The following is a 23250-nucleotide window of genomic DNA, read 5'->3' as shown; positions in this document are numbered from 1 at the left end:
AGCAGAGGGGGAAATATATACATCCCGCCCCGGTGAAGCAAGTTTGCGACGGACCTTTTCAAGACTAAATCTTGCAGGACAGTGCAAATAAAAAAGCTCCGTAAATCATAGATCTACGGAGCTCGTTTAAAGTGGAGGCCGAGGTCGGAATCGAACCGGCGTAGATGGATTTGCAATCCATCCACAAAACAAGCTATTTCAATAGGTTAGCAGCTTTACCGTTCCGCAAGCTACTGATTTTTAAAGGCCTGTATCCTACGGCCCTCAAGGAGCCCGTTTTGGGTTGCGGAACGGATTTTTCCTCTTTCTCCCCCAGTCTCCGGCCCGGCATCAGCCCAAATGTACCCTTTTGGCGCTCTGGATCTGCGCCTCCGTATGTGTCACTGCCATTGCCGCCTGCTACGCTGAATCTTCCACAGAGGAATCGCCCTTGCCACATTCAGACCTGCTCCCTTCCCTGCTATTCAAGATCAACGAAAATCAGCTCGCCCTCGAAACCGCCATCCTAGAATTCACAAGTTCGGTATGTGCTGCGGGCAAGATGAGGGCTTAGTTAACCATCACCTCGTCCAGTGTCTGCTCGAGGGGGCTGACCGTGCGCTCAATATTGTGCAGCTTTTCGAGTCCGAACAGACCGATGCGGAAGGTCTGAAAGTCGGCATCATCGGCGTAGCTCACCACTACGCCAGGGGCCTGAAAACCGGCTGCGGCCACGCTTTTGATGCCTTTGCCGGTCAACATTGCGCGCACCCGATCGCCCAGAGCCTGTTGTTCGCCGCGGATCTTGTCGAAACCGTAGGCTTGCGTCTCTTTCATCACTTCGTTAAACCGCGCGAGGGAATCGCTGGGCATGGTCGCATGGTAGGCATGTCCGCCCCCTGCATGATCTGAAGCCACTTTTTCAGGTCGCAGGCGAAGCTGCTGCTATGCGTCTGTTCGATGCGCTCGAGGGCCAAAGAACTGAGCATCACCAGGGCGCAGCAAGGGGAGGCGCTCCAGCCTTTCTGCGGTGCGCTGATCAGCAGGTCGACTGCTGCCCTTCTCACAACCGGCAGTTTATCAAGATGACGCTTGCGGTCCTGATGACGCCCTTACACCTACGAGGGTCGGGTTGGATTATTGGCCGCAGCGTACTGGATCACCTCTTTAAGCGTGTCAATGTTTGGAGCATTGCTCACTAACGCTTCCGAGCGGCACCACGGGTAATCCAGATGCGATACCCACTCCATGATGCAGTGCAGATCAGTCGCTGGCAGGGTTTTCATGTGCTCAATGGTGATAGTGAGCCTCTCGACAAGTCCCGACTCGGGGCTGAACTGCCATTCATACAGACCGCAACCGACACGGGCTTCGCCGGAGTTCTTGTCGGACATGCCGACCAGCCATTTGCATTGGAATGTTTTGGCCTCCAGTTCAGGTGGGCGTCCCAGGCAAAAGGTATAGACGTTTTCGAAGGTCTGGCCGAATCGCCTGACCAGCACATCGCCGATAGGTCCAAGGCCTTCAACGTGGGAGGGAAACGAGATAGATCCCGTGTGCACGATCATGTCCAGTATCGCGTCTGGCGCAAAGGCTTGGTGTAACAAATGTGGGCGGTTGCCGTCCTTGGCTTTTATGTACTGTCGAATCGATAGTTGAGCAGTGTTCATTGTTTGTCCGTCGCATCCATATCAGGTTGAGAACAGCCTAATCCAAGGCTCACGATACTATTACACGCGAGCCTGCATGCATTTACAAAGCGTTATTCCACCGTCGAAAGTAGCTGATCGTGAAGGACCGCTTTCATAGCTGACGGTCGCGATCAGGCAGAAATCGGCCAATAGGAGCCCGTCGCAAGTGTCCAGCAACAAGATTCGAGGGACCTGTATTTATTTTTAGTGTCAGGATGACCCACTACACGGCATAAAAACGTTTGCTCACTGTTGAAAGTCTCCTGGACTGCTCTACGCTCCACGACAGGGCGTTCCGACCAACTCACAGGCTTGGCCTGACGTTGGTGCCCTGTTGTCAGTAATACTCAGCCCCAAGACTGTACTGAGGCCCTCAGCTGATAACAGGGGTGCGCCCTGTCTTTTCACCGCGAATTATGTCAAATGGAGAATTGCAAATACTCGGCCTAGCCCTATAGGTGGTCCCTAAATTGAACGAATTCATTCCTGACGCTGTGCGGTTGTCGCAAATCTTTTCACAAGCAACAGCCCCGACGTTTTTCCTCGGTGCAATAGCTGCGTTCGTTTCGTTAATGACTTCGAGGTTATCAGTTGTCATCGACCGTACACGGGTACTCAATGCGATCCCCGAAGACGACCAGAGGCGTGCGCACCTCAGGGCCGATCTGGAGCGATTGAGGCGGCGGGCTGAATTATTAAACGCTGGTATCCTGTCTTCTTTGCGCGGCGGACTTTGCGCCACCCTGCTGCTCGCTGTCATCTTTTTAACTGAGTTCATGGGCTTCAAGTACGCCTATGGTGCCGGCCTTCTTTTTGTAGTTGCCACATTCTTCCTCGGTGTGGGTCTGTTTCGCTTCGCCCAAGAAGCTAAAATCAGTGTCAGTGCGGCGGATGAACACCTTTGACCGATTCAAATTCTTGGTGATAAGTCTGGAGCCCTCGAGGCACTGCCCCCAGATGCGACGAATTTCCCCTGACTTCGGGGGCATCTCTGATAGTCCGCTATAGGTTCATTACAACCCTTCGTGACAGACTGCAATCGGCCGATTGTGACGAAAAAGTCGGCCGGGCCTGGCTAGCAATGCATTGAACGGTGAAAGCGTCTTTTTTTGCACGCGGCCACATCAAATCTGGTCCTGAGTTTTCTGCGCAAGTCTCGGACTTTAATCTCAAACGCGTACTTTTCAGCCATGACAACCGAAGTCGAGTTTTTCAACAGAATTGGCTCAATGTGAAGTCTCCCTGGTCATTGCTCGAATCAAAAGTACCGTCATGACTCCGTGCAGGATGACCACGGGCCACAAGAGAACCCCACTCGAATTGCCCGAGATGCCAACGTAGGTGAGATACACCGTCACGGCTGCGTTATAGATCAACATGCCGAACAAGGGTGAGCCGGGCCAGCAGGCGACGGCCAATGCGATGAGGGCGATACCGGCAACGCGGACGATGACGCCCGTTAGTTCGATGCCAAGCAAAAGTTGCCCTACCAGCGACGGGACAAGTATCAGCGCCACGCCAGTGGCTGCCTCGATGATCGCGGCGAAAACAAGCAGTCCTTTCGTCATATGGGCGCTCCATCCCGGGCTGCATGGGTGCAAGACTGGGGAATTGGTTAATCCGATTGCGACTAAGCCTTAGTGCTTATCGTGATTAGCCTTGGTGGAAAGTTCCAATCCAACAGCAATACTCCACTGTGCTCGAAAACCATTCGAGTATAGCGTGGGGCAATAAGTCATGAACTTAAGCGTCTGCGAAGCGAAAGAATCTCGACTTTCGTTAATCAAGCGATGCATTCGCCAGCCGTTATTGCACTTTCTAATCGCCGGTTTTGCACTCTTTGTGCTGTACGGAGGTTTACACCGCTCAACCCTTAATCAAGATCCGCAACGGATCGAAATCACCCCTGACGTTGTTCAGCGGATCGCGATTTCCTGGCTGGCGCGATGGCAACGACCCGCATCGGAGCAACAGTTGCAGGGCCTGATTGAGGAATATGTGAAAGAGGAAATCCTCTATCGCGAAGCACTGAAACTTGGCCTGGATAAAGACGACACTATTATTCGCCGCCGACTGGCGCAAAAAATGGACTTCCTCGCGGAGGATGTAGCGTCACTTCGCGAACCGGCACCCGGTGTACTGGAGGCCTGGTACAACCAGCATCAGGACCAATATGCCCCGCCGCCACTTTTGACCTTCCGTCATTTGTTTTTCGCTTTGGACAAACGTGGTGCGGATGCGCAAGCGCAGGCTCAGTCCGCACTAAGTGGGCTGTCTGACAAGAACAGTGGTGAAGGCGATGCCTTTATGTTTAAAAACGCCTACTCAGAACAATCCCAGGATCAGGTGGCGCGGATCTTTGGTTCATCGTTCGCCATTTCATTGTTCAAGCAAACGCCGGGTAGCTGGGTGGGGCCTGTGGAGTCGGGTTTTGGCTGGCACCTGGTGTGGATTGATGCGCTGGCCAAATCATCTCCTCCGCCTTTCGAAGCCGTGGCCCAGCAGGTCAAGTCCGATTGGTTGTCCGAACAACGCAGCGCATCGAAACGCGCGAATTTCGATGCACTGAAAGCACGCTATGAGGTGGTGGTGATGATACCTGCATCCGCCGGTGCGATTGCCGCCATACCCACGGAGCGGCCGCGATGAGGCGCGCAGTATGGCTGATGTTGGTGCTCTGGTTCATGGGGCTAACGGCCATCGCTCATGAGTCACGCCCCGCTTACCTGGAACTCAACGAAACGGCCGCCGGGCGCTATGACGTACTGTGGCGCACGCCTGTGCTTTCTGGCATGCGGTTGCCGATTGCGCTCCGGTTTGCCGAAAGTGTGCGCACTGTCGTTGAGCCCGTGGGAAGCGAACTGAACGACTCACTGATCGAGCGTCGGGTCATTGAAGCCGGTCCCGCAGGACTGGTCGGGCAACGTATTGAATTCATTGGCCTGCAAGCGAGCATCACCGATGTGCTGGTGCGTATCTCGCTCCTGGACGGCAGCCTGACGACCACCCTCGTCCACCCTGCGCAACCCTGGATAGAGATCGCTGCCACACCGGGAGCGTTCTCGGTAGCCGGTGCATTTCTGGTTCATGGCATGCAACACATCCTGGGGGGCTTCGATCACCAGCTGTTCGTCTTCGGTCTCCTGCTGCTGGTGGGTAATGGCTGGATGCTGGTGAAGACCATCACCGCATTCACCCTCGCCCATTCCATCACTCTGGCACTCGCGACACTGGGTGCGGTGAGGCTGCCCGGCCCTCCTGTGGAAGCGACGATTGCGCTGAGCATTCTGTTGCTGGCGGTGGAAATCGCCCGCAAGAACCGTGATGAAACCAGTTTCACCATCCAGTGGCCATGGGTGGTGGCGTTCTGCTTTGGCTTGTTGCATGGCTTCGGTTTTGCCGGTGCGCTGGCGGAAATCGGTTTGCCGCAGCGCGACCTGCCGCTGGCGCTGTTCACCTTCAATGTCGGCGTCGAGATCGGCCAGCTGATGTTCGTCGCCGTCGTGTTGGGCCTGCGCGCATTGTTGCTGCGTTGTCGACTGCCATGGCCCGCAGTCCTGTATGCCCGACCGATTGCTTCTTACGGGTTGGGTACGCTGGCTGCCTTCTGGTTTTTCGAAAGAGTCTCGAGTTTCTTGTCCTGAGTTGCACCCTGTCATTGCCGTATTCCGGAGACGTGGAATATGAAATCCCCTACACACTTCACCGCGCCAACACTGCTCGGTTGCGCCGTGCTAACTGTCAGCACGCTGGCATTGGCAGAGGGCAACCCGGATCGCGAGGTTTACTTTGGCCAGACGCACTCGCACAGCTCCTGGTCGATTGATGCCTACCTGATCGGCAACCACCAGGTCGATCCCGAGCAGACGTACCAATACTCACTTGGGATGCCGATCAAGCATCCAATGGGGTTTGAGGTGCAGCTCAAGGGTCGTCCGCTGGATTTCCATGGCGTGACCGACCACTCGGAATACGTGGGCGTGATCGCCCTGGCCAACGATCCGAAGTCAGACTTCAGCAAGCTGCCCATCGCGCAAAAGCTGATTGTCAAAACCCCGGAAGATTTCAACCGGGTGTTCAAATGGATCGCCGGCAGCTTGAGCCACCCGATCAAGGAGCTGATTGATCCGAAGGTTGCCGGCAATATCTGGCAGCAGAACATCGCCATCGCCGACAAGTACTACAAGCCCGGCAAGTTCACCACGTTTGTCGCCTATGAATGGACCTCAGCCCCCAACAATCAAAACATGCACCGCAATGTGTTTTTCCGCGACTCGAAGAAGGTGCCGGACCTGCCCTTCACGGCCATCGATTCGGACAAACCCGAGGATTTGTGGGGCTGGATGGACGATCAACGCAAAAAAGGCAACGAGGTACTGGCGATCTCCCACAATGCCAACCTCAGCAATGGCCTGATGTTTCCAGTGGACGTAGATGACCGTGGCCGCCCCATTGATGCCGCCTGGGCCGAGACGCGGATGCGTAATGAATCCCTCACCGAAATTCACCAGGTAAAGGGCACCTCAGAAACCCACCCCGAACTGTCGCCGACCGACGAATTTGCCAATTATGAAATCATGAATTTCCTGCTTGGCATCGACAACAGCACGTCGAAACTCAATGGCAGTTACATCAGGCAAGCCTGGCAAAACGGCATGGCTTTGCAACAAACCCGTGGATACAACCCGTACAAAATGGGTGTGGTCGGCGCCAGCGATTCGCACAACGGGGTGATCCCCTATTCGCAGAGCTACAACTTCGGCTCCCACGGTTTTACCGACAGCACCCCAGCAGCGCGTATTTCCGGCAAACAGAACTCGGGCATGGTGGCCCTGCAAACCAGCACGTCCGGATTGGCCGGCGTGTGGGCTGAAGAAAACACCCGTGAATCGATCTTCGATGCCATGAAGCGTAAAGAAGTCTATGGCACCAGCGGCGTGCGCATCCCGGTGCGCATGTTTGGTGGCTGGGGCTTCGACAGCAGTTTGTGGAATGAAAAAGACTGGGTGCATGCCGCCTACGCCAAGGGCGTCCCCATGGGCGGCGACTTGCCGGCAAAACAGGGTAAACAGACGCCGTCCTTCGTGGCGTGGGCGGTCAAGGATGCCGACGATGGCAACCTTGACCGAATCCAGATCATCAAGGGCTGGACCAAAAACGGCCAGACCTTCGAGAAGATCTACGACGTCGCCTGGTCCGGGGATCGCCAACCGGACCAGGCCACCGGCAAGCTCCCGCCAGTGGGCTCGACGGTCGATGTTTCCAAGGCGACTTACACCAATACCATTGGTGCCACCGAGCTGAAAAAAGTTTGGGTCGATCCGGACTTCGATCCGGCCCAACACGCGTTCTACTACGCCCGCGTATTGCAGATCCCGACACCGCGCTGGAGCACCTATGACGCGGCCAAGCTGCAAGTACCGCCGCCGGCCGACGTCTCGGCCACTGTCCAGGAACGCGCGTGGACCTCGCCGATCTGGTACACGCCAAATGCTGAGGACAGCAAGCTTGTCACTGGTGGCAAAACCATCGACCAGCTGAAAACCGAAGGCGCCAAAGCGCTCACTAACGAGCAATTACAAACCTACGTGGTGGGCAAAACCATCAAGGTGCGCAATACCGTCACCGGCCAGACGTTCGAGATCGTCTATGGCCCCGAAGGCCAACGCCTGGTCACCAGCGTCGATGGCAAGCCGTCTATGCAAGGGGAATACCTGAACATGCTGCATGGCGGCCAGTTTGGCGTGCCGGCCAAATATGAAATCAAGGACGGACATCTAGTGACAACACTCGGCGGCACCCCCTTCGAGGCCACAGTTTTCGAGCAAAACGGCAAATACATGGCGGCTCGCAACAACGAGTTCGGCTACGTGAATTATGAGGTTGAGGAGGTCAAGTAGCGCCGAAGCCAGTACAGATGTTCTGCATACATCGGTACTGGCAGATTGACGCGGACAGATATTGCCGTGGATTGGATGTTGACCCATCCACCCCGGTCGCTCTTTTTCACTTCGGTGTTGAGACTTCTTTGGCATAGGCCTGACAGGCCGCCAGGGCGATCAGTCCTTGGTCGCCGACATCGGTGATGCCGATAATTCGTTGAGCATGCGCTGGGTCAAATTGGGCTCGAGTGCCTCCATGAACCACGCCGCCGGCTGAGGTGGCGGCTGACACTGTGTCGCTATTGGTTGCATCGGTGGCGTCGAGTAGGACTGACAACCGCAGATCAGCAGTGGCAAGGCGATCGCGCAGGCGAGCCTGGTTGTGTTGAGCATCGCTCAGTTCCTTGTAGTGAGTTTGTTCACTGGCCGACAGCCGCTGCTCCAGGGCCAGACGATTGTCCTGTGCCGTGCGCACTTGGTCAGCGGCGGCGTTGCTGATGGCGATCAGATCGTCCTTGTGCAGGCCGGCCTGTTCGGCGAGTTGCTGGCCGTAACGCCAGTCCTGAACCTTCCAGGCCGACGCGGCAGATCCGCCGGCCAATGCGGTAAGCAGCACGCCAATGGCTAACAGCCGGTACGATGCGGGGATCAGGTCGACGACACGCATAACACGGCCCTCGCCCGGGTCCACAGTTGCAGCCGATCCTCCAGGCCATTGAGACCCCCGTTGATCTTGCGGGTGATCGCTTCGAACTCATCCCGATCCGCCAGGGCGTTCAGCTCACGTACCCACCAGAACCACGCCGCTGACTCGGCCGCCCATTGCGGCAGTTCGAGCAGCTCAGGGGTGCGCAGCAAACGCTCGTCGCCGAACAGTGCCAAGCTGCAGCGCAGGTAGTTATTGCGGCCGGTCACCTGGATCAGGCCGCGACCGCGATAGCGCTGGCCATCTCCATCCGCCTCTGGGGTGTTGCCCAGTTTCGCGGCCAAGTTGCCGGTGTCGTATTTGCTCAGTTACTGATCGCCACCCAACTCACGGACGTACTGCAGCTGGCCAGACTCGTGCCCGACCTGGGCCAGGAACGCAGCCTGCCGCGTCGGTGTGTTGATCTGCCGATGCGCCATGGCCGCATTGAGGGCGGATACAAAAACGCCCGCTTGGCGGCGGGCGTTTGGGAGGATTCGTAGCAATTGCTGTTTCGTGATGGACATACAAACTCCTGGTATAAAAAAACCGCACGCAGCGGATTAATCGGGACTAGCGCACATCAAAACCAGCAATGTAACAAACGGTGATGTCGAAATTCAAATCGCCAAATAGTATTTTTTACTAAATTTCTCGCTCTAGCTTCAGCTTGGTATGAATACTAAGCTGAACACGAAAGCGCGACTGTCTTGTAGCTGGATAAAAATGCTCGTATCACAAGATGCGGGCATTTTTATGCACCCGCATTATTATATTTATTCAAAGCACTCAGTTTCGATAGTTTGGCTTTAAACCACTTCTGATGTGCTACTCAGCTTTGAAGGCTGAAGCCTATATCTCCAGTATGTTGTTCCTGCCAAGCTTTAGTTCAGATTATCTAAAAAAATGACTAAGGACAAATGGCAGCATGCACCGTCTTGAAGTCTGCACAGCAACGTAAAATCTATCGGCGTTTGACTGATTAGCCAGACCTGAGAATTGCGTAGACTCGCGACTTTCTTTCTGGTTCTGACCGTAAACCTGCTCTAGAACGTTTTCCCACTGCCTGGATCGACGGCAGCCTGTCATCCTCCTGACCATAGGCGCTTCTATCTTTCTCAGTTGCGGAACACCACCTGAAAATTGCGGAACACTTCACTTTTCTACGCGCAATAAAAAACCCCGTAGATCATTGATCTACGGGGTTTTCAAGAGTGGAGGCCGAGGTCGGAATCGAACCGGCGTAGGTGGATTTGCAATCCACTGCATAACCATTTTGCTACTCGGCCTCAAACATCTGATGTCATGTAGCACAACACCAAACGCGTACAAACTTGGAGTAAGATTCGCGATCTAACTCCTTGAAAACATTGAGCTTTTTCAGCGATCAGTGCTTTCGATGGCGTGAATTATGTACTGATTTCCCAAGGCTGGCAACCCCTTGATTTCAAAAAAAATTCCGTCAGGTGGTTTCCATGTTTCTACAGGGTTGCTCAGCCCTTCAGGCCGGGATCGTCCGTCACGTCTTCGACTGAGATCAACGGTTCAATGCCCCAGTCGCCATGCAGATACCAATCGTCTCCGATCATTTCGGCTGGATGCATTGTCCTGTCGGAGCCATTGCCACACGCCAGGGAATTGGCTGGACAGTATCTGTCGCAGCCCCAGCAAATGCGCTCGGGGTGCTTGGGGCTGATGGGAAAATTCTTGGCCATGTCGCTCCCCTGTTCGCCTCTAGGATGAGCCTCCAACCTACATCGCCTGCGCAAGAACGCCCTTGATACGGATCAAGGACTGAAATCGAATGCCTTAATCGCTGAAAACTTGATAACAATCATTATTGTTCGCAGGAAAGCTTCCTAGACTCGGGCTCCTACTCGTTAGTGCCCAGGAAGACATCATGCGTACGACCTTTTCGCTGTCACTCGCCCTGCTCTTGCTCACACCGTTGGCTCAGGCCAAGGAATACCCGATCGGGGAACCCCAGTTGTGTCCGGGGCTGGAAGTCGGGGCGGTGTATTTGCAGCCGATCGAGATGGCACCTGCCGGCATGATGCGGGCCACTGCGGATTCCGATGTGCATCTGGAAGCCGACATTCGCGCCACGGCGGACAATCGACAGGGCTTCCAGGAAGGCAGTTTCGTGCCTTACCTCAATGTCTCGTTCAACCTGAAAAAGCAGGGCAACGAGAACGAACTCAAAGGCGATTTCCACGCCATGGTCGCCAATGACGGCCCGCACTATGGCGACAATGTAAAGCTGCTCGGCCCAGGCAAATATCAGCTGACCTTCACCGTCCTGCCGCCCGGCGGTCATGGGTCCCTTGGCCGCCATACCGATAAGGAAACCGGTGTGGCTCCCTGGTTTGAACGCTGCGAATTGCACTACGAATTCATCTACGCCGGCATCGGTAAAAAAGGCGGCTATTGAATGAAGCGCCTGCAGATTGCCTGGCTGATGCTTGCCGGAGCAGTGGCGCCGTTCACGGCCTATGCCGAATTACCGAGCTATGAACTCAACCTGCGCGATGGTCACTTCACTCCGGCCCTGCTGGAGGTGCCGGCCGGACAGCGCTTCAAGATCATCCTGAAAAATATCGGTCAAGGGCCAGCAGAGTTCGAGAGCACACCGTTGCGGGTTGAAAAAGTACTGTCGCCGGGCGTGACAACCTTCGTGGTCATTCACCCACTCAGGCCCGGCCACTACCCCTTCTTCGACGAGTTCAATCCGCAACTGCCCGAGGGCGGCATCCTCGCGAAATAACCCGTTCAAACACGGAGTTTTGATGAATCAATCAATGTTCATTGTCTGGCGCGAAAGCGTCGAGGCGCTGCTGGTGATCGGCATTCTCCAGGCCTGGGTCAGCCAGCAGCATCAGGGTGATCGACTGGCGAAGTACTTGTGGACGGGTGTCGTGCTGGGGTTGATGCTTTCGGGCCTGCTGGCGGTATTGATTCTGTTTGCCGGTGAGGCCATGAGCGGCTCCGCCAGTGAATGGTTCCAGGCCGCACTCGCGCTGGTGGCCAGCCTGCTGATCGTGCAAATGGTCGGCTGGATGCACCGCCACGGGCGCACGCTCAAGCACGATTTGCAACGACACGCCGATAGCCACCTGGCCCGGCAAGGTGGCGCAGGTCTGTTACTGCTGGCCATGCTCGCCGTCAGCCGCGAAGGCAGTGAAACGGTGGTCTTTCTCTATGGCGCCGGTGCTCAATTGCGAGGTCCGCAACTCGGGTTGTTTACTATCGGCGGTGCATTAGGACTGGTGTTGTCGGCGCTGACTATTACCCTGCTGCACAGCAGTCGCCGGTTCATTTCGTGGCAGCGATTCTTTGCCATCAGCGAAGCTGTTTTGCTGGTACTCGGCGCGGCATTGCTGGTCAGCGGCACCGAGCGAATCGGCGGTCAATTACTTGCCATGGATTTACCGGAGGTGATGTACCGCCTCGTTGGTGATGCGCTTTGGGACAGCAGCGCATTGCTCAGCGACAGCCATGGACTGGGTGGTTTTCTCGCGGGTTTTGCCGGTTATCGCGCGACGCCCAGCGGCATGACGTTACTGGTGCTGGCCGGCTATTGGCTGGCCGTCGGCGGTTGGCTGCGTCAACGTGCTGCGGAAAAAGTCCCATGCCTGAGCTGAGTCGCCGCAATCGATGGCTGCAGCGCCTGGGCGACGGCATGCGTCGTCACGCGCCCGTCATTCGTGCCGTGCAATGGGCCGTTGTACTGTTCTACGCATTGCTATTGGTGGTACCGGCGGTGTTGCCGCTGCCGGACAGCCAGGCACGGATGCTCGATAACCTGACCCTGTTCGCGCAGTTTTTGTTCTGGGGCGTTTGGTGGCCGTTCGTGCTGCTGTCGATCGTGCTGTTCGGACGACTCTGGTGTGGCGTTCTCTGCCCGGAAGGTTCACTCAGCGAATGGGCCAGCCATTACGGCAAAGGTTTGGGGGTGCCGCGCTGGTTGCGCTGGGGCGGCTGGCCAACCCTCGCGTTCTGCCTGACGACCCTCTACGGCCAGTTGATCAGCGTCTATGACTACGCCCAGGCGGCGCTGTTGATTCTGGGTGGTTCGACCGTCGCTGCGGTCGTTGTCGGGTTTCTGTTTGCTCGGGGCAAGCGGGTCTGGTGCCGATACCTGTGCCCGGTCAGCGGCGTCTTCGCCCTGCTCGCCCGCCTGGCTCCCGTACATTTTCAGGTCGACGAACAACGCTGGATGGACAATGCCCCGCCACGCCTGCCGCCGCCCAACTGCGCGCCCTTGCTCGATATCCGTCGAATGCGAGGCGCCAGTGACTGCCATGCCTGCGGACGCTGCAGCGGACAACGCGGCGCCGTTCAGCTGATCGCCCGCTCCAGCAACCAAGAGATTCTTCACGCTACAGCGCAGACGCTGTCACCGTGGGACGCGCGCTTATTGCTGTTCGGTGTGATCGGCCTGGCCATGGGCGCGTTCCAGTGGACAGTCAGCCCATGGTTCGTCGCCCTCAAACAAACCCTCGCCGAATGGCTGGTCCAGCACGACCAACTCTGGGCATTGCAGGACAACGCGCCCTGGTGGCTGCTCACCCATTACCCACAGCTCAACGACAGCTTCAGTTGGCTCGATGGTTTCAGCATCGTCGTTTATCTGGGTTTGAGCTCGATGGTGTTGGGCACGGCGTTGATGATCCTGCTGCGCCTGACGGCTCGACTGGCGCAAGATCCTGCACTGTATTGGCCCCTGGCGCTGACACTCACGCCCCTGGGTGGTGCGGGATTGTTTCTCGGGCTGTCGGCCACAACGGTGAAATTGCTGCGCTATGAAGGTCTGCTGCTGGAATGGGTACAACCGGCCAGGGCTTGTCTGTTAATGGCCGCGATGGGCTGGAGCCTGTTGCTGGGATGGAAACGGCTTAACCGCGAAGGCCTTTCCCAGGTTCGTCGCTGCGCTGGCAGCACTTGCCTGTTACTCGCAATCGGCTTGGTAGGGTTCGGCTGGTGGTTGCAGTTCTGGGGCTGGTCCTGAGCGCCCTCATCCACAACCACCACCCCGAATTACCTAGACTTTAAAACGCGCCACCGTCTGGTGCAGCGCCCCGGCCATCTGCGCCAAATCATGACCCGCCGTGTGAGTATGCTGGGCACCCAGCAAGACCTGCTCGGACAAGTTGCGAATCCCCATCAGATTGCGATCCACCTCCCGCGCCACCAATGCCTGCTCCTCCGTGGCACTGGCAATCATCATGTTGCGCTCGTTGATCTGCGAGATCGACCGGGTGATCTCATCCAATGCATCACCCGAGCGTTGCGCCACTTCAAGGGTGGCCCGCACCAGGTTGCTGCTGCTTTGCATGGCCGTCACCGCGTGGCCGGTATCGAGGCGAATGTTGCCAATCATCTGCTCGATCTCCTGGGTGGACTCTTGAGTGCGATGCGCCAAGGCGCGCACTTCATCGGCGACCACGGCAAAACCGCGTCCGGCATCACCGGCACGGGCCGCTTCGATGGCCGCGTTGAGGGCCAGCAAATTGGTCTGCTCGGCGATGCTACGAATCACGTCCAGCACCTTACTGATGTCCTGCACCCGGCCCGCCAGTTGCTCGATGCGTTGTGAGGTGTCGGTGACGCCCTCGGCCAGTGCACCGATTGAAACCACGGTTTCCTGAACCTGTTCACGCCCGCGCTGTGCGGTTTGCTCGGATTGCCGCGAGGCCTCGGAGGTGCTGACCGCATTGCGCGCCACTTCATCGACCGCAGCGGTCATCTGGTTCACTGCGGTGGCCGCCTGCTCGATCTCCAGCCCCTGCAATTGCAGGTTGCTGCTGGTCTGGCTGCTGACCGCACTCAGCTCTTCGGAGGAACTGGCCACCTGGTCAACCGAAGTCGCGATGTGCTTGACCATGGCATTCAGACTTTGCTGCATCTGGTGCATGTTCATCATCACGCTGCCGCCGACACTTGAGTTCACGGGCACCTGAATCGTCAGGTCGCCTTGAGCGATCTGACTCAAAAACCGTGCGGCATCATCCGGTTCGCCGCCCAATGGACGGGTCACACTGCGCGTGACGATCACCGCCGCGGCGATAACCAGCGCCACACAGAACAAAAACAACCCGAGCATATTGCGCCGGGCATCGCTGTACAGTTCCTGCGCCGACTGTTCCCGGTCGGCGAATATTTTGCCTTGCAGCGCCATCAACTGATCCAGGCTGCCATAAACCTCGCGCTCGGCCGGCACGACCTTTTGTTTCAGCTGTGTCATGGCGTCATCGAAGGCCCCTTGCCGGATCAACACCTGCACTTGAGTGAACGCCGCCACGTAGGCTTCGCGATTCTTCTTCAGCGCGGCATAAGCGGTTTTGCCCTCGGGCAAATAGAACAACGGCTCAAGCGTTTCGAGTGCCTGGGTGATCCGTTTCTTGGTGGTGTCGATCGACTGCTGAACTTGCTGATTGTCTTTATCGATCAGTAAGTCCCGAGTGTTCCTGGCGTTATCGCGCACGCCGGTGGCAATGACCATGATCGGATCGATCTTCGGCCAGTCCTGCTTGACGATGACTACCGCCTGTTCCTTGAGCGTTGCCAGATCGTGCAACGCGTAAAACGCCATGCCCATCAAAGCCAACGGCGCGATGGCAAAGCCGATGACGATACGTTGTGCTGTGGTTAATTTGGCCATATCAAATGCTCCCCGTTTGATACCTGCCGATTGGCAGCGCATTTGAAAACCTAATGATGGATGTCCCTGCTAAACGTAAAACCTCAGCCTCGGTTACCCCCGTAACACGAAGGCTGGAAACAATTCGCGCATGGCTTCCCATAAGTCAGGAAGCAAGGCTTGTGCCGAAACGCTTGGCAACAGCGGATCGAACATCCGCTCGGTGCGAACCAACTGCACGGCGAAGCGCTTGACGCCGAGTTCGCTCAAGCGCTTGGCGAGGATCAGCAGACGCGCCGGCTCAAACAGATGCCAATGCACGGTGGTGCGGCATTCGTAGTCGACACCGCTGGCCAGCAGATGCTCAAGGCTGCGCCAGTTGGCCGTTCCGCTGCCCTCGACCCGGGTGATCGCCTGGCAGTCTTCGGGCAACGCCTTGACATCGAAACCGACCCAGTCGGCCCCGGCCAGTGCCTTGGCGAACGCTACGGGCTTGATGCCGGCGCTGTGCAAGCCGATGCGAAATCCCATCGCCCGCACCTCATCCATGGCGCCGAGCAAACCGTCCTGCAAGGTGGGCTCTCCGCCACTGAACACCACCGCATCGAGCAGGTCCTGACGCCGTTGCAGAAACGCCAACACCCGCCGCCAATCCACTTCGACTGTGCCACGAGGCGGGATCAACTGCGGGTTATGGCAGTAACGACAACGCCAGGCGCAACCCTGGCAAAACAGCACGCAGGCGAGCTGTCCCGGATAGTCGATAGTGGTCAGGGGCACCATGCCCCCGACCCGAAGCGTTCGACTCATTGGCGCCCGGCCAATGCCGCGCCTTCAGTGAAGTGCACCCGCTCGCGGTGCTCCGACTGTTTGCCCGGATTGAACGCCGACACAGGGCGGTGATAGCCCATTACCCGAGTCCAGACTTCGCAGCGTTGACGTTGAGCCTGGGGCAATGTTTGCGATGCAGTCATGGTGAAGCTCCTTGCAGTTGAGTGGATCGAAATCAATGAACGGTGCCGGGTTTCTGTTCTTGCAGCAGCAGTGCTTCGTCGCACTTGGGGCAGAACTCATGCTCGCCATCGAGGTAGCCGTGCACCGGGCAGATGGAGAACGTCGGGGTCACGGTCAGGTACGGCAGGCGGAAGCGGCCAAGGGCTTTGCGCACCAACTGCTTGCAGGCCTCGGTCGAAGAAATTCGCTCGGCCATGTACAGGTGCAAGACCGTGCCGCCGGTGTATTTGCATTGCAGCTCGTCTTGAAGTTCCAGGGCCTCGAAAGGGTCTTCGGTGTAGCCCACGGGCAGTTGTGAGGAGTTGGTGTAATACGGTGCTTGCACGCTGCCGGCCTGGAGAATGTCGGGGTAGCGCTTGAGGTCTTCCTTGGCGAAGCGGTAGGTCGTGCCCTCGGCCGGCGTCGCTTCCAGGTTGTACATGTGGCCGGTTTCTTCCTGGAATCGCAGCAACGTGGCGCGCACATGATCGAGCATCTTCAGGGCAAACTGCCGGCCGTGCTCGGTGTGCATGCCCTCCTCGTCGCCGGTGAAGTTGCGCAGCATTTCATGCATGCCGTTGAGGCCGATGGTCGAGAAGTGGTTACGCAGGGTTCCGAGGTAGCGCTTGGTATACGGGTACAAACCGGCATCCATGTGGTGCTGAATCACCTTGCGCTTGACCTCCAGGCTCTCCATCGCCAGTTCCATCAGCGCGTCCAGGCGCTGCAGCAAACCGCTGGTATCTCCCTTGAACACATAGCCCAGCCGCGCGCAGTTGATGGTGACGACGCCGAGCGATCCGGTCTGCTCCGCCGAGCCAAACAAGCCGCCGCCCCGCTTGAGCAACTCGCGGACATCCAGCTGCAAACGGCAGCACATCGAGCGCACCTGATTGGGTTGCAGGTCCGAATTGAGGAAGTTCTGGAAATACGGCAGACCGTAACGCGCAGTCATCTCGAACAGGCGGTCGGCGTTTTCACTGTCCCACGGAAAGTCGTGGGTGATGTTGTAGGTCGGGATCGGAAAGGTGAACACCCGCCCTTTCGCATCGCCGGCCTGCATCACCTCGATGTAAGCGCGGTTGAGCAGTTCCATTTCGACTTGCAGGTCGCCATAGGCAAACGGCATTTCCTCACCGCCGATGACGGGTATCTGCTCACGCAAGTCTTGCGGGCACACCCAGTCGAAGGTCAGGTTGGTGAACGGCGTCTGGGTGCCCCAGCGCGAGGGGACGTTGAGGTTGTAGATGAACTCCTGGATCGCCTGGCGCACCTCCTGAAAACTTAGCTGATCCTTGCGCACATAGGGCGCCAGGTAGGTGTCGAACGAGCTGAACGCCTGGGCGCCGGCCCATTCGTTTTGCAGGGTGCCGAGGAAATTCACCATCTGCCCCAGGGCACTGCTCAAGTGCTTCGGCGGACCGGCTTCGACTCGTCCCGGCACACCGTTGAGCCCTTCGTGCAACAGGGTGCGCAGCGACCAGCCCGCGCAGTAACCGGCGAGCATGTCGAGGTCATGCACATGCAAATCCGCCTCGCGGTGGGCCTGGCCGATGGCTTCGCTGTACACCTCGTCCAACCAGTAGTTGGCGGTGACCTTGCCTGACACGTTCAACACCAGACCGCCCAGGGAATAGCCCTGATTGGCGTTGGCCTGGACCCGCCAGTCTTCACGGTCCAGGTATTCGTTCATCGAGGTCGCCACTTCGACCAGGGTCCGGCGGTCGCGGCGCAAGCGCCCGTGCTGTTCGCGGTAGACGATGTAGGCGCGCATGGCGAGGAAGAAACCGGCGTCCATCAACACCCGTTCAACACGGTCCTGGATTTGCTCGACATGGAGTCTTGGCAATCCTTCGAGCCTCGCCAATACCGCCTGAAGCAAGCCTTCAACCTCAACCTCGCCGTACTCCCCCGTCGCCTTGCCGGCGGCGATCAATGCCTGACGGATTTTGTCGGCATCGAAGGCGACCTGACTGCCATCGCGCTTGTGCAAGCGGTTACATCCTACTGCGATCAGCGTGCTCTGCATTTGGCCTCCAGACACTACATATAGACTTAAATAAACTTAAAACCACAAGATGCAGTGAAGGCTACGGACAAAGTGCTGATTCGCAATTGATCGATATCAAGATTTGCCGGCAAAAAAAAACCGCCCTGAGGCGGCAAAGGAAAACTGTTGGTAAGCCAGGGGTAAACACTCTGATCTGAAATCCACCCCTCACCCCAGCCCTCTCCCCAGAGGGGCGAGGGGGAAAGGGAGCAGATCTTTATCGCTTCCAAAACTTGAGTTCAACCTGAAGGCCCAGGTCGCAGAGTTTCGTATATGCAACTCGGTCAGTCCCCTCGCCCCTCTGGGGCGGTCCGACGTTTCGGGAGGGTTAGGGTGAGGGGTGGATTACGGATCAGCACACAGCCCCCGAATCAACCGCCACTCATGTTCATGAAACGCACAATCTGCACCTCCCTGTCGGGACTGAAATCATGCCGCAGCGGTTTACCGCGCAAGGCCTTCTGCACCGCATTGATCACCGGTTGGTCATCCAGCGGATAACGCCTCAGCAATCCACGTAAATCCAGAGCATCGTCCTGTCCCAGACACAGCAACAGCTTCCCTTCAACAGTCATCCGCACCCGATTACAGCTGCCACAAAAGTTGTGACTATTGGGCGAAATAAAACCGATCCGGGTCTCGGGATGGCGTTCCAGACGCACATAACGCGCCGGCCCGCCGCTGTTCTCGGTGCTGTCGAGCAAGCGATGCTGGCTGGCGATCAACGTGCGCACTTCGTCGCTGGAACAGAACGATTCACCCCGGGAACGACCGACGTCGCCCAAGGGCATTTCCTCTATGAAACTGATGTCGATGCGTTGGTCGATGGCGTATTGCACCAACGCCGGGACTTCATCGAAATTGCGTCCTTTCATCACCACGCAGTTGAGCTTGATCCGCTCGAACCCTGCGTCCCGCGCCGCTTCAATGCCGTTGAGCACCTGATCGAGATCGCCGTTACGGGTGATCGCCCGAAACTTCTGGTCGTCCAGGCTATCGAGGCTGATGTTCATCCGCTTGACCCCGGCGTCGACCAACGGCCGGGCCAGACGGCCCAGTTGCGAGCCGTTGCTGGTCATCACCAGTTCGCGCAAACCGGGCAACGCGGCGATGTTGCGGCACAGTTCGACAATGCCCGGACGGATCAGCGGCTCGCCGCCGGTCAGACGGATTTTGCGTACACCCAAGCCAACGAACAGCGTCGCCAAACGCTGCAACTCCTCCAGCGTGAGCACCTGCTGACGCGGCAGGAACGTCATGTTTTTCGCCATGCAATACACACAACGAAAATCACAGCGGTCCGTCACCGACATCCGCAGATAATCGATCTGCCGCCCAAAACCATCCTGCATCACAGCGTTCATCACTTCTCCCGGTTTGCCTCGATGCTCACTGCACCAGCGGTGAGTCGGCGCCCTGCAAGTGGATGCCGCGAATATCCGCCGCACCGATCAGGGTTTGCAGGTATTGCACCAGCGCTTTCTGCCAGACGCCTTGCTGCAACTGCGTGCGGATCGCCGTCGACACCACTTCATAGGGCAACGGCATGCCTTCGATCCGCTGATCGACACTGACCACATGCCAGCCGTAGCGACTTTCCAGCGGTTTGCTGGCCAGACCCGGTGCCAGAGTGAACAACTGACGCTCCAGTTCGGGCACGGTCTGGCCCTTGCTAATTTGTCCCAAAGAACCACCCTGAGCCTTCGACGGGCAGGCCGAATATTTCACGGCCAGCTCGGCGAAACTGCCGGGGAATTCTTCCAGTCGTTGCAGCAGAACTTCCGCCTGATCATGCGCAACGGCGCGCGCCTCGACATCATCCGGCGCGCATTCGAGCAGGATGTGCCGCACTGCCAGCAACGGCGCGCTGTGGAAGCGTCCGCGATTGTTTTCGTAGTAACGAAGGCTGGTTTCCTCATCGCACTGAGGCACGTGCACCTCACGTTCGAGCAGCAAGCGCGTAGCCGCTTCTTCTTCGTTCTCACCGGCGCCGATCTCCAGCGACACACCGAGCTCGGTGATGCGCTGCTGCAACAACTCGCGGATCACCAGCGCCCGGGCGGCCAGGTAGACCGCCTCCTCACGGCTTTCGGCCGGGTGATATTGCAGCTCCTGGGCCATCGCCTCCGGGGTGATCGACACCTCGTTGACGCTGATGATCGGCCACTCCTGTTCACTGCTGGCGATCAACTGCGCCGGGGCGTCATCGGCCCCTGCGGGCTCAACCGGCAGGGCTTCAAACTGCGCCTCTGCGACCGGCGCGATGTCGAGAACGTCCTCGGCTTTTTTTGAAGAACCGCAGCCACCGCTGCCCCCGTTACCACCACCACATCCACATCCACCTGACATGATTGTCTCCTCAGTACTTCTGACGAACGATTTGATAACGACGCCCCAGGTACCAGATCGGTGCGCTGATCATGTGTACGAGACGGGTGAAGGGGAACAGCACAAACAGGGTCAAACCGAGAAACACATGCAACTTGTAGATCAGACTGACCGGCGCGATGGCCGCCGCTGCTTCCACCGGACGCAACAGCACGGTGTTCTGCGCCCAATCGGCGAGCATCACCATCACCGAGCCGTCCATGTGCCCGGTGGACGCGACGATGGTCAGCAGACCGAGCAGCAATTGCGCCAGCAGCACCAGCAGAATCAGGATGTCCGAAGGACTGGAGGTGGCACGGACCCGAGGGTCGCTGAGCCGCCGGTTAACCAGCATCAGCAGGCCGATCAGGCACAACAGACCGAAGAACCCGCCCGAAACCATTGCCAGCAACTGCTTGTTCTCAGTGCTGATCACGTGGTGATAAATCGACGCCGGGGTCAGCAGGCCGACGAAATGCCCCGCCAGCACGAACAACACACCGATGTGGAAGAAGTTGCTCGCCACGCGCATGCCGCGTTGGTTGAGCATCTGGCTCGAACCTGCTTTCCAGGTGTATTGCGACAGGTCGAAGCGGGCCCAACTTCCGATCAGGCAAATCGCCAGGGCTACGTAGGGATAGACCCCGAACAACAACAGGTTCCATTTAGACATTGCCTACCTCCTTGGCTGGCACGGCGGCCAACCCTTCATGCTGAAAATCCACCCAGTGCAACGGCACCGCGCTTTCTTCCCGGGCCTTGCCCGGAGCGCTAGGCAGCGAACTGCAACGGTCCTGCTGTTCGGCCTGGAGGAAGTCCACGGCCTCCTCTTCCCAGATCTTGTCGAGGGCTTCAAGGGAGTCGTCGCGAGGTTCCGCCGCGACCTGCGCCCGCAGGTCGGCGACCGCTTGATGCGGCTCGGCCCCGGCAATTTGCAGCAGCGCCCGGAAGCAGCTGGCATAGGCGCTTTCGCGCTCTTCCAGACGTGCAGCGAGCAAGGCCAGCAAGTGCGAAACATCCGCCAGGCCCTCGCGGGCCTCGATGTCTTCGCGGGTGGAGAGGAACTCCAGGTACAGCGGAATGTAATCGGGCAGCTCTTTGACGCCGATGGCAAAACCGGCTTCTTCGTATTGCGCCATCATGTCGACCATCGCCTGGCCACGGTCGCGGGATTCACCGTGCACATGCTCGAACAACAGCAGCGACAGCGAGCGCCCCCGACCGAACAGCGCACCGTAGTGCTCCTGCCCGTCCATCAGGTCATTGCCGCAGATCAGCTCGAGCAATTCGAACAACGCACCACGCTGCGTCGGGCTGATTTCCCGCGACTGGATGATCGCTTGCTCCAGTTCGTCGCGACCGCTAATCAGCGTCTCGGTCGGGTAATCGAGCAGCAGCGAAATCACTTTGAGAATTTGCATGCTCATTCCTCCCACAACTGGACGGTTTTCAGGATGTCGCGGCGGTTGGCTTTCTTGGCGCCGAACATGTTGGTGTCGGAACTGCCGCTGCAGCCGCTGCCGAAACTGAAGCCGCAACCGGAACGCTCGGCGAAGGCGTCGCTCATGGCGTCTTCACGGTGGGCGCTCGGTACCACGAAACGGTCTTCGTAGTTGGCAATCGCCAGGTAGCGATACATCTCCTCGACCTGGGCCACGCTCAAGCCGACATCCTTCAGTACTTGCAGGTCCTGAACGCCATCGACTTGCTCGGAACGTTTGTAGGCGCGCATCGCCAGCAAGCGTTTAAGCGCACGCTTGACCGGTTTTTCATCGCCCGCCGTCAGCAGGTTGGCCAGGTACTTCAGTGGTATCCGCAGGCTGTCAACATCCGGGATCACCCCGTTCATACCAACGGTGCCGGCAGTGGCAGCGTTCTGGATCGGCGACAGTGGCGGTACGTACCAGACCATCGGCAAAGTGCGGTATTCCGGGTGCAGCGGCAGTGCGAGTTTCCAGTCCACGGCCATTTTGTAGACCGGCGAACGCTGGGCTGAGTCGATCACCGACTGCGGCACACCATCGGCCAGAGCCTGACGAATCACCGCCGGGTCATTCGGGTCGAGGAAGATCTCCAGTTGTTTCTCGTACAGGTCCTGCTCATTGGCAGTGCTCGCCACTTCGCTGATCCGGTCGGCGTCATACAGCAACACACCGAGGTAGCGGATGCGCCCGACGCAGGTTTCTGCGCAAACGGTCGGCATCCCGGCTTCGATACGCGGGTAGCAGAAGATGCATTTCTCGGACTTGCCGCTCTTCCAGTTGAAATAGATCTTCTTGTACGGGCAGCCGCTGATGCACATCCGCCAGCCACGGCATTTCTCCTGGTCAATCAGGACGATGCCGTCTTCTTCACGCTTGTAGATCGCACCGCTCGGGCAAGCCGCTGCGCACGTCGGGTTGAGGCAGTGCTCGCACAGGCGCGGCAAATACATCATGAAGGTGTTTTCGTACTCGCCGTAAATGTCCGCCTGAATCTTGTCGAAGTTCTTGTCCTTGCGGCGCTTGGCGAATTCGGTGCCGAGGATTTCTTCCCAGTTCGGGCCCCACTCGATTTTCTCCATGCGCTTGCCGGAGATCAGCGAACGCGGGCGCGCAGTGGGCTGATGCTCGCCCAGTGGTGCGGTGTGCAGGTGCTGGTAATCGAAGTCGAACGGTTCGTAATAGTCGTCGAGGCTCGGCAGATCCGGGTTGGCGAAAATGTTCGCCAACACGCGGAATTTACCGCCGATGCGCGGGTTGATCGTGCCGTTGGCATTGCGGATCCAGCCGCCCTTCCACTTGTCCTGGTTTTCCCATTCTTTCGGGTAGCCGATGCCGGGTTTCGATTCGACGTTGTTGAACCACGCGTATTCCATGCCTTCGCGGCTGGTCCAGACGTTTTTGCAGGTAATGGAACAGGTGTGGCAACCGATGCATTTGTCCAGGTTCAGAACCATGCCGATTTGTGAGCGAATCTTCATC

Annotated in this window: 21 protein-coding genes, 1 tRNA gene and 3 pseudogenes; 8 read left to right on the top strand and 17 right to left on the bottom strand. The window is 57.9% G+C overall.

The window, feature by feature from the left end:
* Window positions 1-549 precede the first annotated feature (549 nt).
* A pseudogene (locus tag ACSQ87_RS14260) lies at window positions 550-1046 on the bottom strand (alanine--glyoxylate aminotransferase family protein); the annotation flags it as partial.
* Between the two features lie 51 nt (window positions 1047-1097).
* Window positions 1098-1649: a hypothetical protein gene (locus ACSQ87_RS14255; RefSeq protein ID WP_436273677.1), complete on the bottom strand. Its 552-nt coding sequence runs from the start codon at window positions 1647-1649 to the stop codon at window positions 1098-1100.
* A 491-nt stretch (window positions 1650-2140) separates the two neighbouring features.
* Here ACSQ87_RS14255 and ACSQ87_RS14250 point away from each other — a divergent pair, with 491 nt between their 5' ends.
* Window positions 2141-2575, top strand: coding sequence for a DUF2721 domain-containing protein (locus ACSQ87_RS14250; protein WP_176471624.1), 435 nt, complete (start codon window positions 2141-2143; stop codon window positions 2573-2575).
* Window positions 2576-2896: 321 nt separating this feature from the next.
* Here the strand turns inward: ACSQ87_RS14250 and ACSQ87_RS14245 are convergent, their stop codons facing one another.
* Window positions 2897-3238 carry a hypothetical protein gene (locus ACSQ87_RS14245; RefSeq protein ID WP_436273676.1) on the bottom strand — a complete coding sequence of 114 codons (342 nt, stop codon included), beginning with the start codon at window positions 3236-3238 and terminating at the stop codon, window positions 2897-2899.
* Between the two features lie 169 nt (window positions 3239-3407).
* Between ACSQ87_RS14245 and ACSQ87_RS14240 the strand changes: the two genes are divergently transcribed.
* The 3 genes from ACSQ87_RS14240 to ACSQ87_RS14230 are packed head-to-tail and all read left to right on the top strand — an operon-like array spanning window position 3408 to window position 7570.
* Complete coding sequence (locus ACSQ87_RS14240; RefSeq protein WP_436273675.1) at window positions 3408-4319, top strand: peptidyl-prolyl cis-trans isomerase; 912 nt, start codon at window positions 3408-3410, stop codon at window positions 4317-4319.
* Window positions 4316-5314, top strand: coding sequence for a HupE/UreJ family protein (locus ACSQ87_RS14235; RefSeq protein ID WP_436273674.1), 999 nt, complete (start codon window positions 4316-4318; stop codon window positions 5312-5314). The genes ACSQ87_RS14240 and ACSQ87_RS14235 overlap by 4 nt, the downstream gene beginning before the upstream one ends.
* Before the next feature lie 39 nt (window positions 5315-5353).
* Entirely contained in the window at window positions 5354-7570 is a 2217-nt protein-coding gene (locus tag ACSQ87_RS14230) for a DUF3604 domain-containing protein (RefSeq protein ID WP_436273673.1), read from the top strand.
* 106 nt (window positions 7571-7676) lie between these two features.
* Here ACSQ87_RS14230 and ACSQ87_RS14225 read toward each other — a convergent pair whose 3' ends face one another.
* The 4 genes and pseudogenes from ACSQ87_RS14225 to ACSQ87_RS14210 form a co-directional block, all read right to left on the bottom strand.
* Entirely contained in the window at window positions 7677-8219 is a 543-nt protein-coding gene (locus ACSQ87_RS14225; protein WP_436273672.1) for a lysis protein, read from the bottom strand.
* Window positions 8201-8764, bottom strand: a pseudogene (locus ACSQ87_RS14220) (glycoside hydrolase family 19 protein). Before ACSQ87_RS14220 ends, ACSQ87_RS14225 begins: the two are co-directional and overlap by 19 nt.
* 688 nt (window positions 8765-9452) lie before the next feature.
* Window positions 9453-9526 (bottom strand) — tRNA-Cys (locus ACSQ87_RS14215).
* 204 nt (window positions 9527-9730) lie between these two features.
* Window positions 9731-9952: a DUF3079 domain-containing protein gene (locus ACSQ87_RS14210; protein ID WP_223430076.1), complete on the bottom strand. Its 222-nt coding sequence runs from the start codon at window positions 9950-9952 to the stop codon at window positions 9731-9733.
* A gap of 185 nt (window positions 9953-10137) precedes the next feature.
* Here ACSQ87_RS14210 and ACSQ87_RS14205 point away from each other — a divergent pair, with 185 nt between their 5' ends.
* Genes ACSQ87_RS14205 through ACSQ87_RS14190 form a run of 4 tightly spaced genes read left to right on the top strand, consistent with a single transcriptional unit; the run spans window position 10138 to window position 13245 of the window.
* Window positions 10138-10668 (top strand): iron transporter, encoded by a 531-nt coding sequence (locus tag ACSQ87_RS14205; protein WP_008153602.1) that lies wholly within the window; start codon window positions 10138-10140, stop codon window positions 10666-10668.
* Window positions 10669-11001, top strand: coding sequence for a cupredoxin domain-containing protein (locus ACSQ87_RS14200; RefSeq protein WP_223430077.1), 333 nt, complete (start codon window positions 10669-10671; stop codon window positions 10999-11001).
* 22 nt (window positions 11002-11023) lie between these two features.
* The gene (locus tag ACSQ87_RS14195; RefSeq protein ID WP_223430078.1) at window positions 11024-11878 is read left to right on the top strand and encodes an FTR1 family iron permease; all 855 of its coding nucleotides are present in this window, start codon (window positions 11024-11026) and stop codon (window positions 11876-11878) included.
* Window positions 11866-13245 (top strand): 4Fe-4S binding protein, encoded by a 1380-nt coding sequence (locus ACSQ87_RS14190; protein ID WP_223430079.1) that lies wholly within the window; start codon window positions 11866-11868, stop codon window positions 13243-13245. Before ACSQ87_RS14195 ends, ACSQ87_RS14190 begins: the two co-directional genes overlap by 13 nt.
* 33 nt (window positions 13246-13278) lie before the next feature.
* Here ACSQ87_RS14190 and ACSQ87_RS14185 read toward each other — a convergent pair whose 3' ends face one another.
* The 10 genes and pseudogenes from ACSQ87_RS14185 to narH all read right to left on the bottom strand — a co-directional run bounded on the left by ACSQ87_RS14185 (window position 13279) and on the right by narH (window position 23249).
* On the bottom strand, window positions 13279-13983 hold the full coding sequence (locus ACSQ87_RS14185; protein WP_436275091.1) for a methyl-accepting chemotaxis protein: 705 nt from the start codon (window positions 13981-13983) through the stop codon (window positions 13279-13281).
* A 393-nt stretch (window positions 13984-14376) separates the two neighbouring features.
* A pseudogene (locus ACSQ87_RS14180) lies at window positions 14377-14898 on the bottom strand (MCP four helix bundle domain-containing protein); the annotation flags it as partial.
* Window positions 14899-14991: 93 nt separating this feature from the next.
* Window positions 14992-15687: an anaerobic ribonucleoside-triphosphate reductase activating protein gene (locus ACSQ87_RS14175; RefSeq protein WP_223430081.1), complete on the bottom strand. Its 696-nt coding sequence runs from the start codon at window positions 15685-15687 to the stop codon at window positions 14992-14994.
* Window positions 15684-15851 carry an anaerobic ribonucleoside-triphosphate reductase gene (gene nrdD, locus ACSQ87_RS14170; protein ID WP_008153595.1) on the bottom strand — a complete coding sequence of 56 codons (168 nt, stop codon included), beginning with the start codon at window positions 15849-15851 and terminating at the stop codon, window positions 15684-15686. The genes ACSQ87_RS14175 and nrdD overlap by 4 nt, the downstream gene beginning before the upstream one ends.
* A 32-nt stretch (window positions 15852-15883) precedes the next feature.
* Window positions 15884-17899, bottom strand: a complete 2016-nt coding sequence (locus ACSQ87_RS14165) for a ribonucleoside triphosphate reductase (protein ID WP_263288528.1) — start codon at window positions 17897-17899, stop codon at window positions 15884-15886.
* 392 nt (window positions 17900-18291) lie between these two features.
* Window positions 18292-19284, bottom strand: coding sequence for a GTP 3',8-cyclase MoaA (gene moaA / locus ACSQ87_RS14160; RefSeq protein WP_223430082.1), 993 nt, complete (start codon window positions 19282-19284; stop codon window positions 18292-18294).
* 25 nt (window positions 19285-19309) lie between these two features.
* The gene (locus ACSQ87_RS14155; protein WP_223430083.1) at window positions 19310-20269 is read right to left on the bottom strand and encodes a peptidylprolyl isomerase; all 960 of its coding nucleotides are present in this window, start codon (window positions 20267-20269) and stop codon (window positions 19310-19312) included.
* A 10-nt stretch (window positions 20270-20279) separates the two neighbouring features.
* The gene (gene narI / locus ACSQ87_RS14150; protein ID WP_154848639.1) at window positions 20280-20960 is read right to left on the bottom strand and encodes a respiratory nitrate reductase subunit gamma; all 681 of its coding nucleotides are present in this window, start codon (window positions 20958-20960) and stop codon (window positions 20280-20282) included.
* Window positions 20953-21708 (bottom strand): nitrate reductase molybdenum cofactor assembly chaperone, encoded by a 756-nt coding sequence (narJ, locus tag ACSQ87_RS14145; RefSeq protein WP_223430084.1) that lies wholly within the window; start codon window positions 21706-21708, stop codon window positions 20953-20955. Before narJ ends, narI begins: the two co-directional genes overlap by 8 nt.
* A gap of 2 nt (window positions 21709-21710) precedes the next feature.
* Window positions 21711-23249, bottom strand: coding sequence for a nitrate reductase subunit beta (gene narH, locus ACSQ87_RS14140; protein ID WP_033059086.1), 1539 nt, complete (start codon window positions 23247-23249; stop codon window positions 21711-21713).
* Window position 23250 lies beyond the last annotated feature (1 nt).

The organism is Pseudomonas sp. LjRoot277 (assembly GCF_964253845.1).
In the GTDB taxonomy this organism is placed as follows: domain Bacteria; phylum Pseudomonadota; class Gammaproteobacteria; order Pseudomonadales; family Pseudomonadaceae; genus Aquipseudomonas.
This window is presented reverse-complemented; position numbering and strand designations above follow the sequence as displayed.

Bases quoted from the DNA above. Each gene is read 5' to 3' on its own strand.
- ACSQ87_RS14255 (WP_436273677.1), bottom strand. From the start codon at position 1,649: ATGAACACTGCTCAACTATCGATTCGACAGTACATAAAAGCCAAGGAC.
- ACSQ87_RS14245 (WP_436273676.1), bottom strand. From the start codon at position 3,238: ATGACGAAAGGACTGCTTGTTTTCGCCGCGATCATCGAGGCAGCCACT.
- ACSQ87_RS14240 (WP_436273675.1), top strand. From the start codon at position 3,408: ATGAACTTAAGCGTCTGCGAAGCGAAAGAATCTCGACTTTCGTTAATC.
- ACSQ87_RS14235 (WP_436273674.1), top strand. From the start codon at position 4,316: ATGAGGCGCGCAGTATGGCTGATGTTGGTGCTCTGGTTCATGGGGCTA.
- ACSQ87_RS14230 (WP_436273673.1), top strand. From the start codon at position 5,354: ATGAAATCCCCTACACACTTCACCGCGCCAACACTGCTCGGTTGCGCC.
- ACSQ87_RS14225 (WP_436273672.1), bottom strand. From the start codon at position 8,219: ATGCGTGTCGTCGACCTGATCCCCGCATCGTACCGGCTGTTAGCCATT.
- ACSQ87_RS14210 (WP_223430076.1), bottom strand. From the start codon at position 9,952: ATGGCCAAGAATTTTCCCATCAGCCCCAAGCACCCCGAGCGCATTTGC.
- ACSQ87_RS14205 (WP_008153602.1), top strand. From the start codon at position 10,138: ATGCGTACGACCTTTTCGCTGTCACTCGCCCTGCTCTTGCTCACACCG.
- ACSQ87_RS14200 (WP_223430077.1), top strand. From the start codon at position 10,669: ATGAAGCGCCTGCAGATTGCCTGGCTGATGCTTGCCGGAGCAGTGGCG.
- ACSQ87_RS14195 (WP_223430078.1), top strand. From the start codon at position 11,024: ATGAATCAATCAATGTTCATTGTCTGGCGCGAAAGCGTCGAGGCGCTG.
- ACSQ87_RS14190 (WP_223430079.1), top strand. From the start codon at position 11,866: ATGCCTGAGCTGAGTCGCCGCAATCGATGGCTGCAGCGCCTGGGCGAC.
- ACSQ87_RS14185 (WP_436275091.1), bottom strand. From the start codon at position 13,983: ATGACCGCTGCGGTCGATGAAGTGGCGCGCAATGCGGTCAGCACCTCC.
- ACSQ87_RS14175 (WP_223430081.1), bottom strand. From the start codon at position 15,687: ATGAGTCGAACGCTTCGGGTCGGGGGCATGGTGCCCCTGACCACTATC.
- nrdD (WP_008153595.1), bottom strand. From the start codon at position 15,851: ATGACTGCATCGCAAACATTGCCCCAGGCTCAACGTCAACGCTGCGAA.
- ACSQ87_RS14165 (WP_263288528.1), bottom strand. From the start codon at position 17,899: ATGCAGAGCACGCTGATCGCAGTAGGATGTAACCGCTTGCACAAGCGC.
- moaA (WP_223430082.1), bottom strand. From the start codon at position 19,284: ATGAACGCTGTGATGCAGGATGGTTTTGGGCGGCAGATCGATTATCTG.
- ACSQ87_RS14155 (WP_223430083.1), bottom strand. From the start codon at position 20,269: ATGTCAGGTGGATGTGGATGTGGTGGTGGTAACGGGGGCAGCGGTGGC.
- narI (WP_154848639.1), bottom strand. From the start codon at position 20,960: ATGTCTAAATGGAACCTGTTGTTGTTCGGGGTCTATCCCTACGTAGCC.
- narJ (WP_223430084.1), bottom strand. From the start codon at position 21,708: ATGCAAATTCTCAAAGTGATTTCGCTGCTGCTCGATTACCCGACCGAG.
- narH (WP_033059086.1), bottom strand. From the start codon at position 23,249: ATGAAGATTCGCTCACAAATCGGCATGGTTCTGAACCTGGACAAATGC.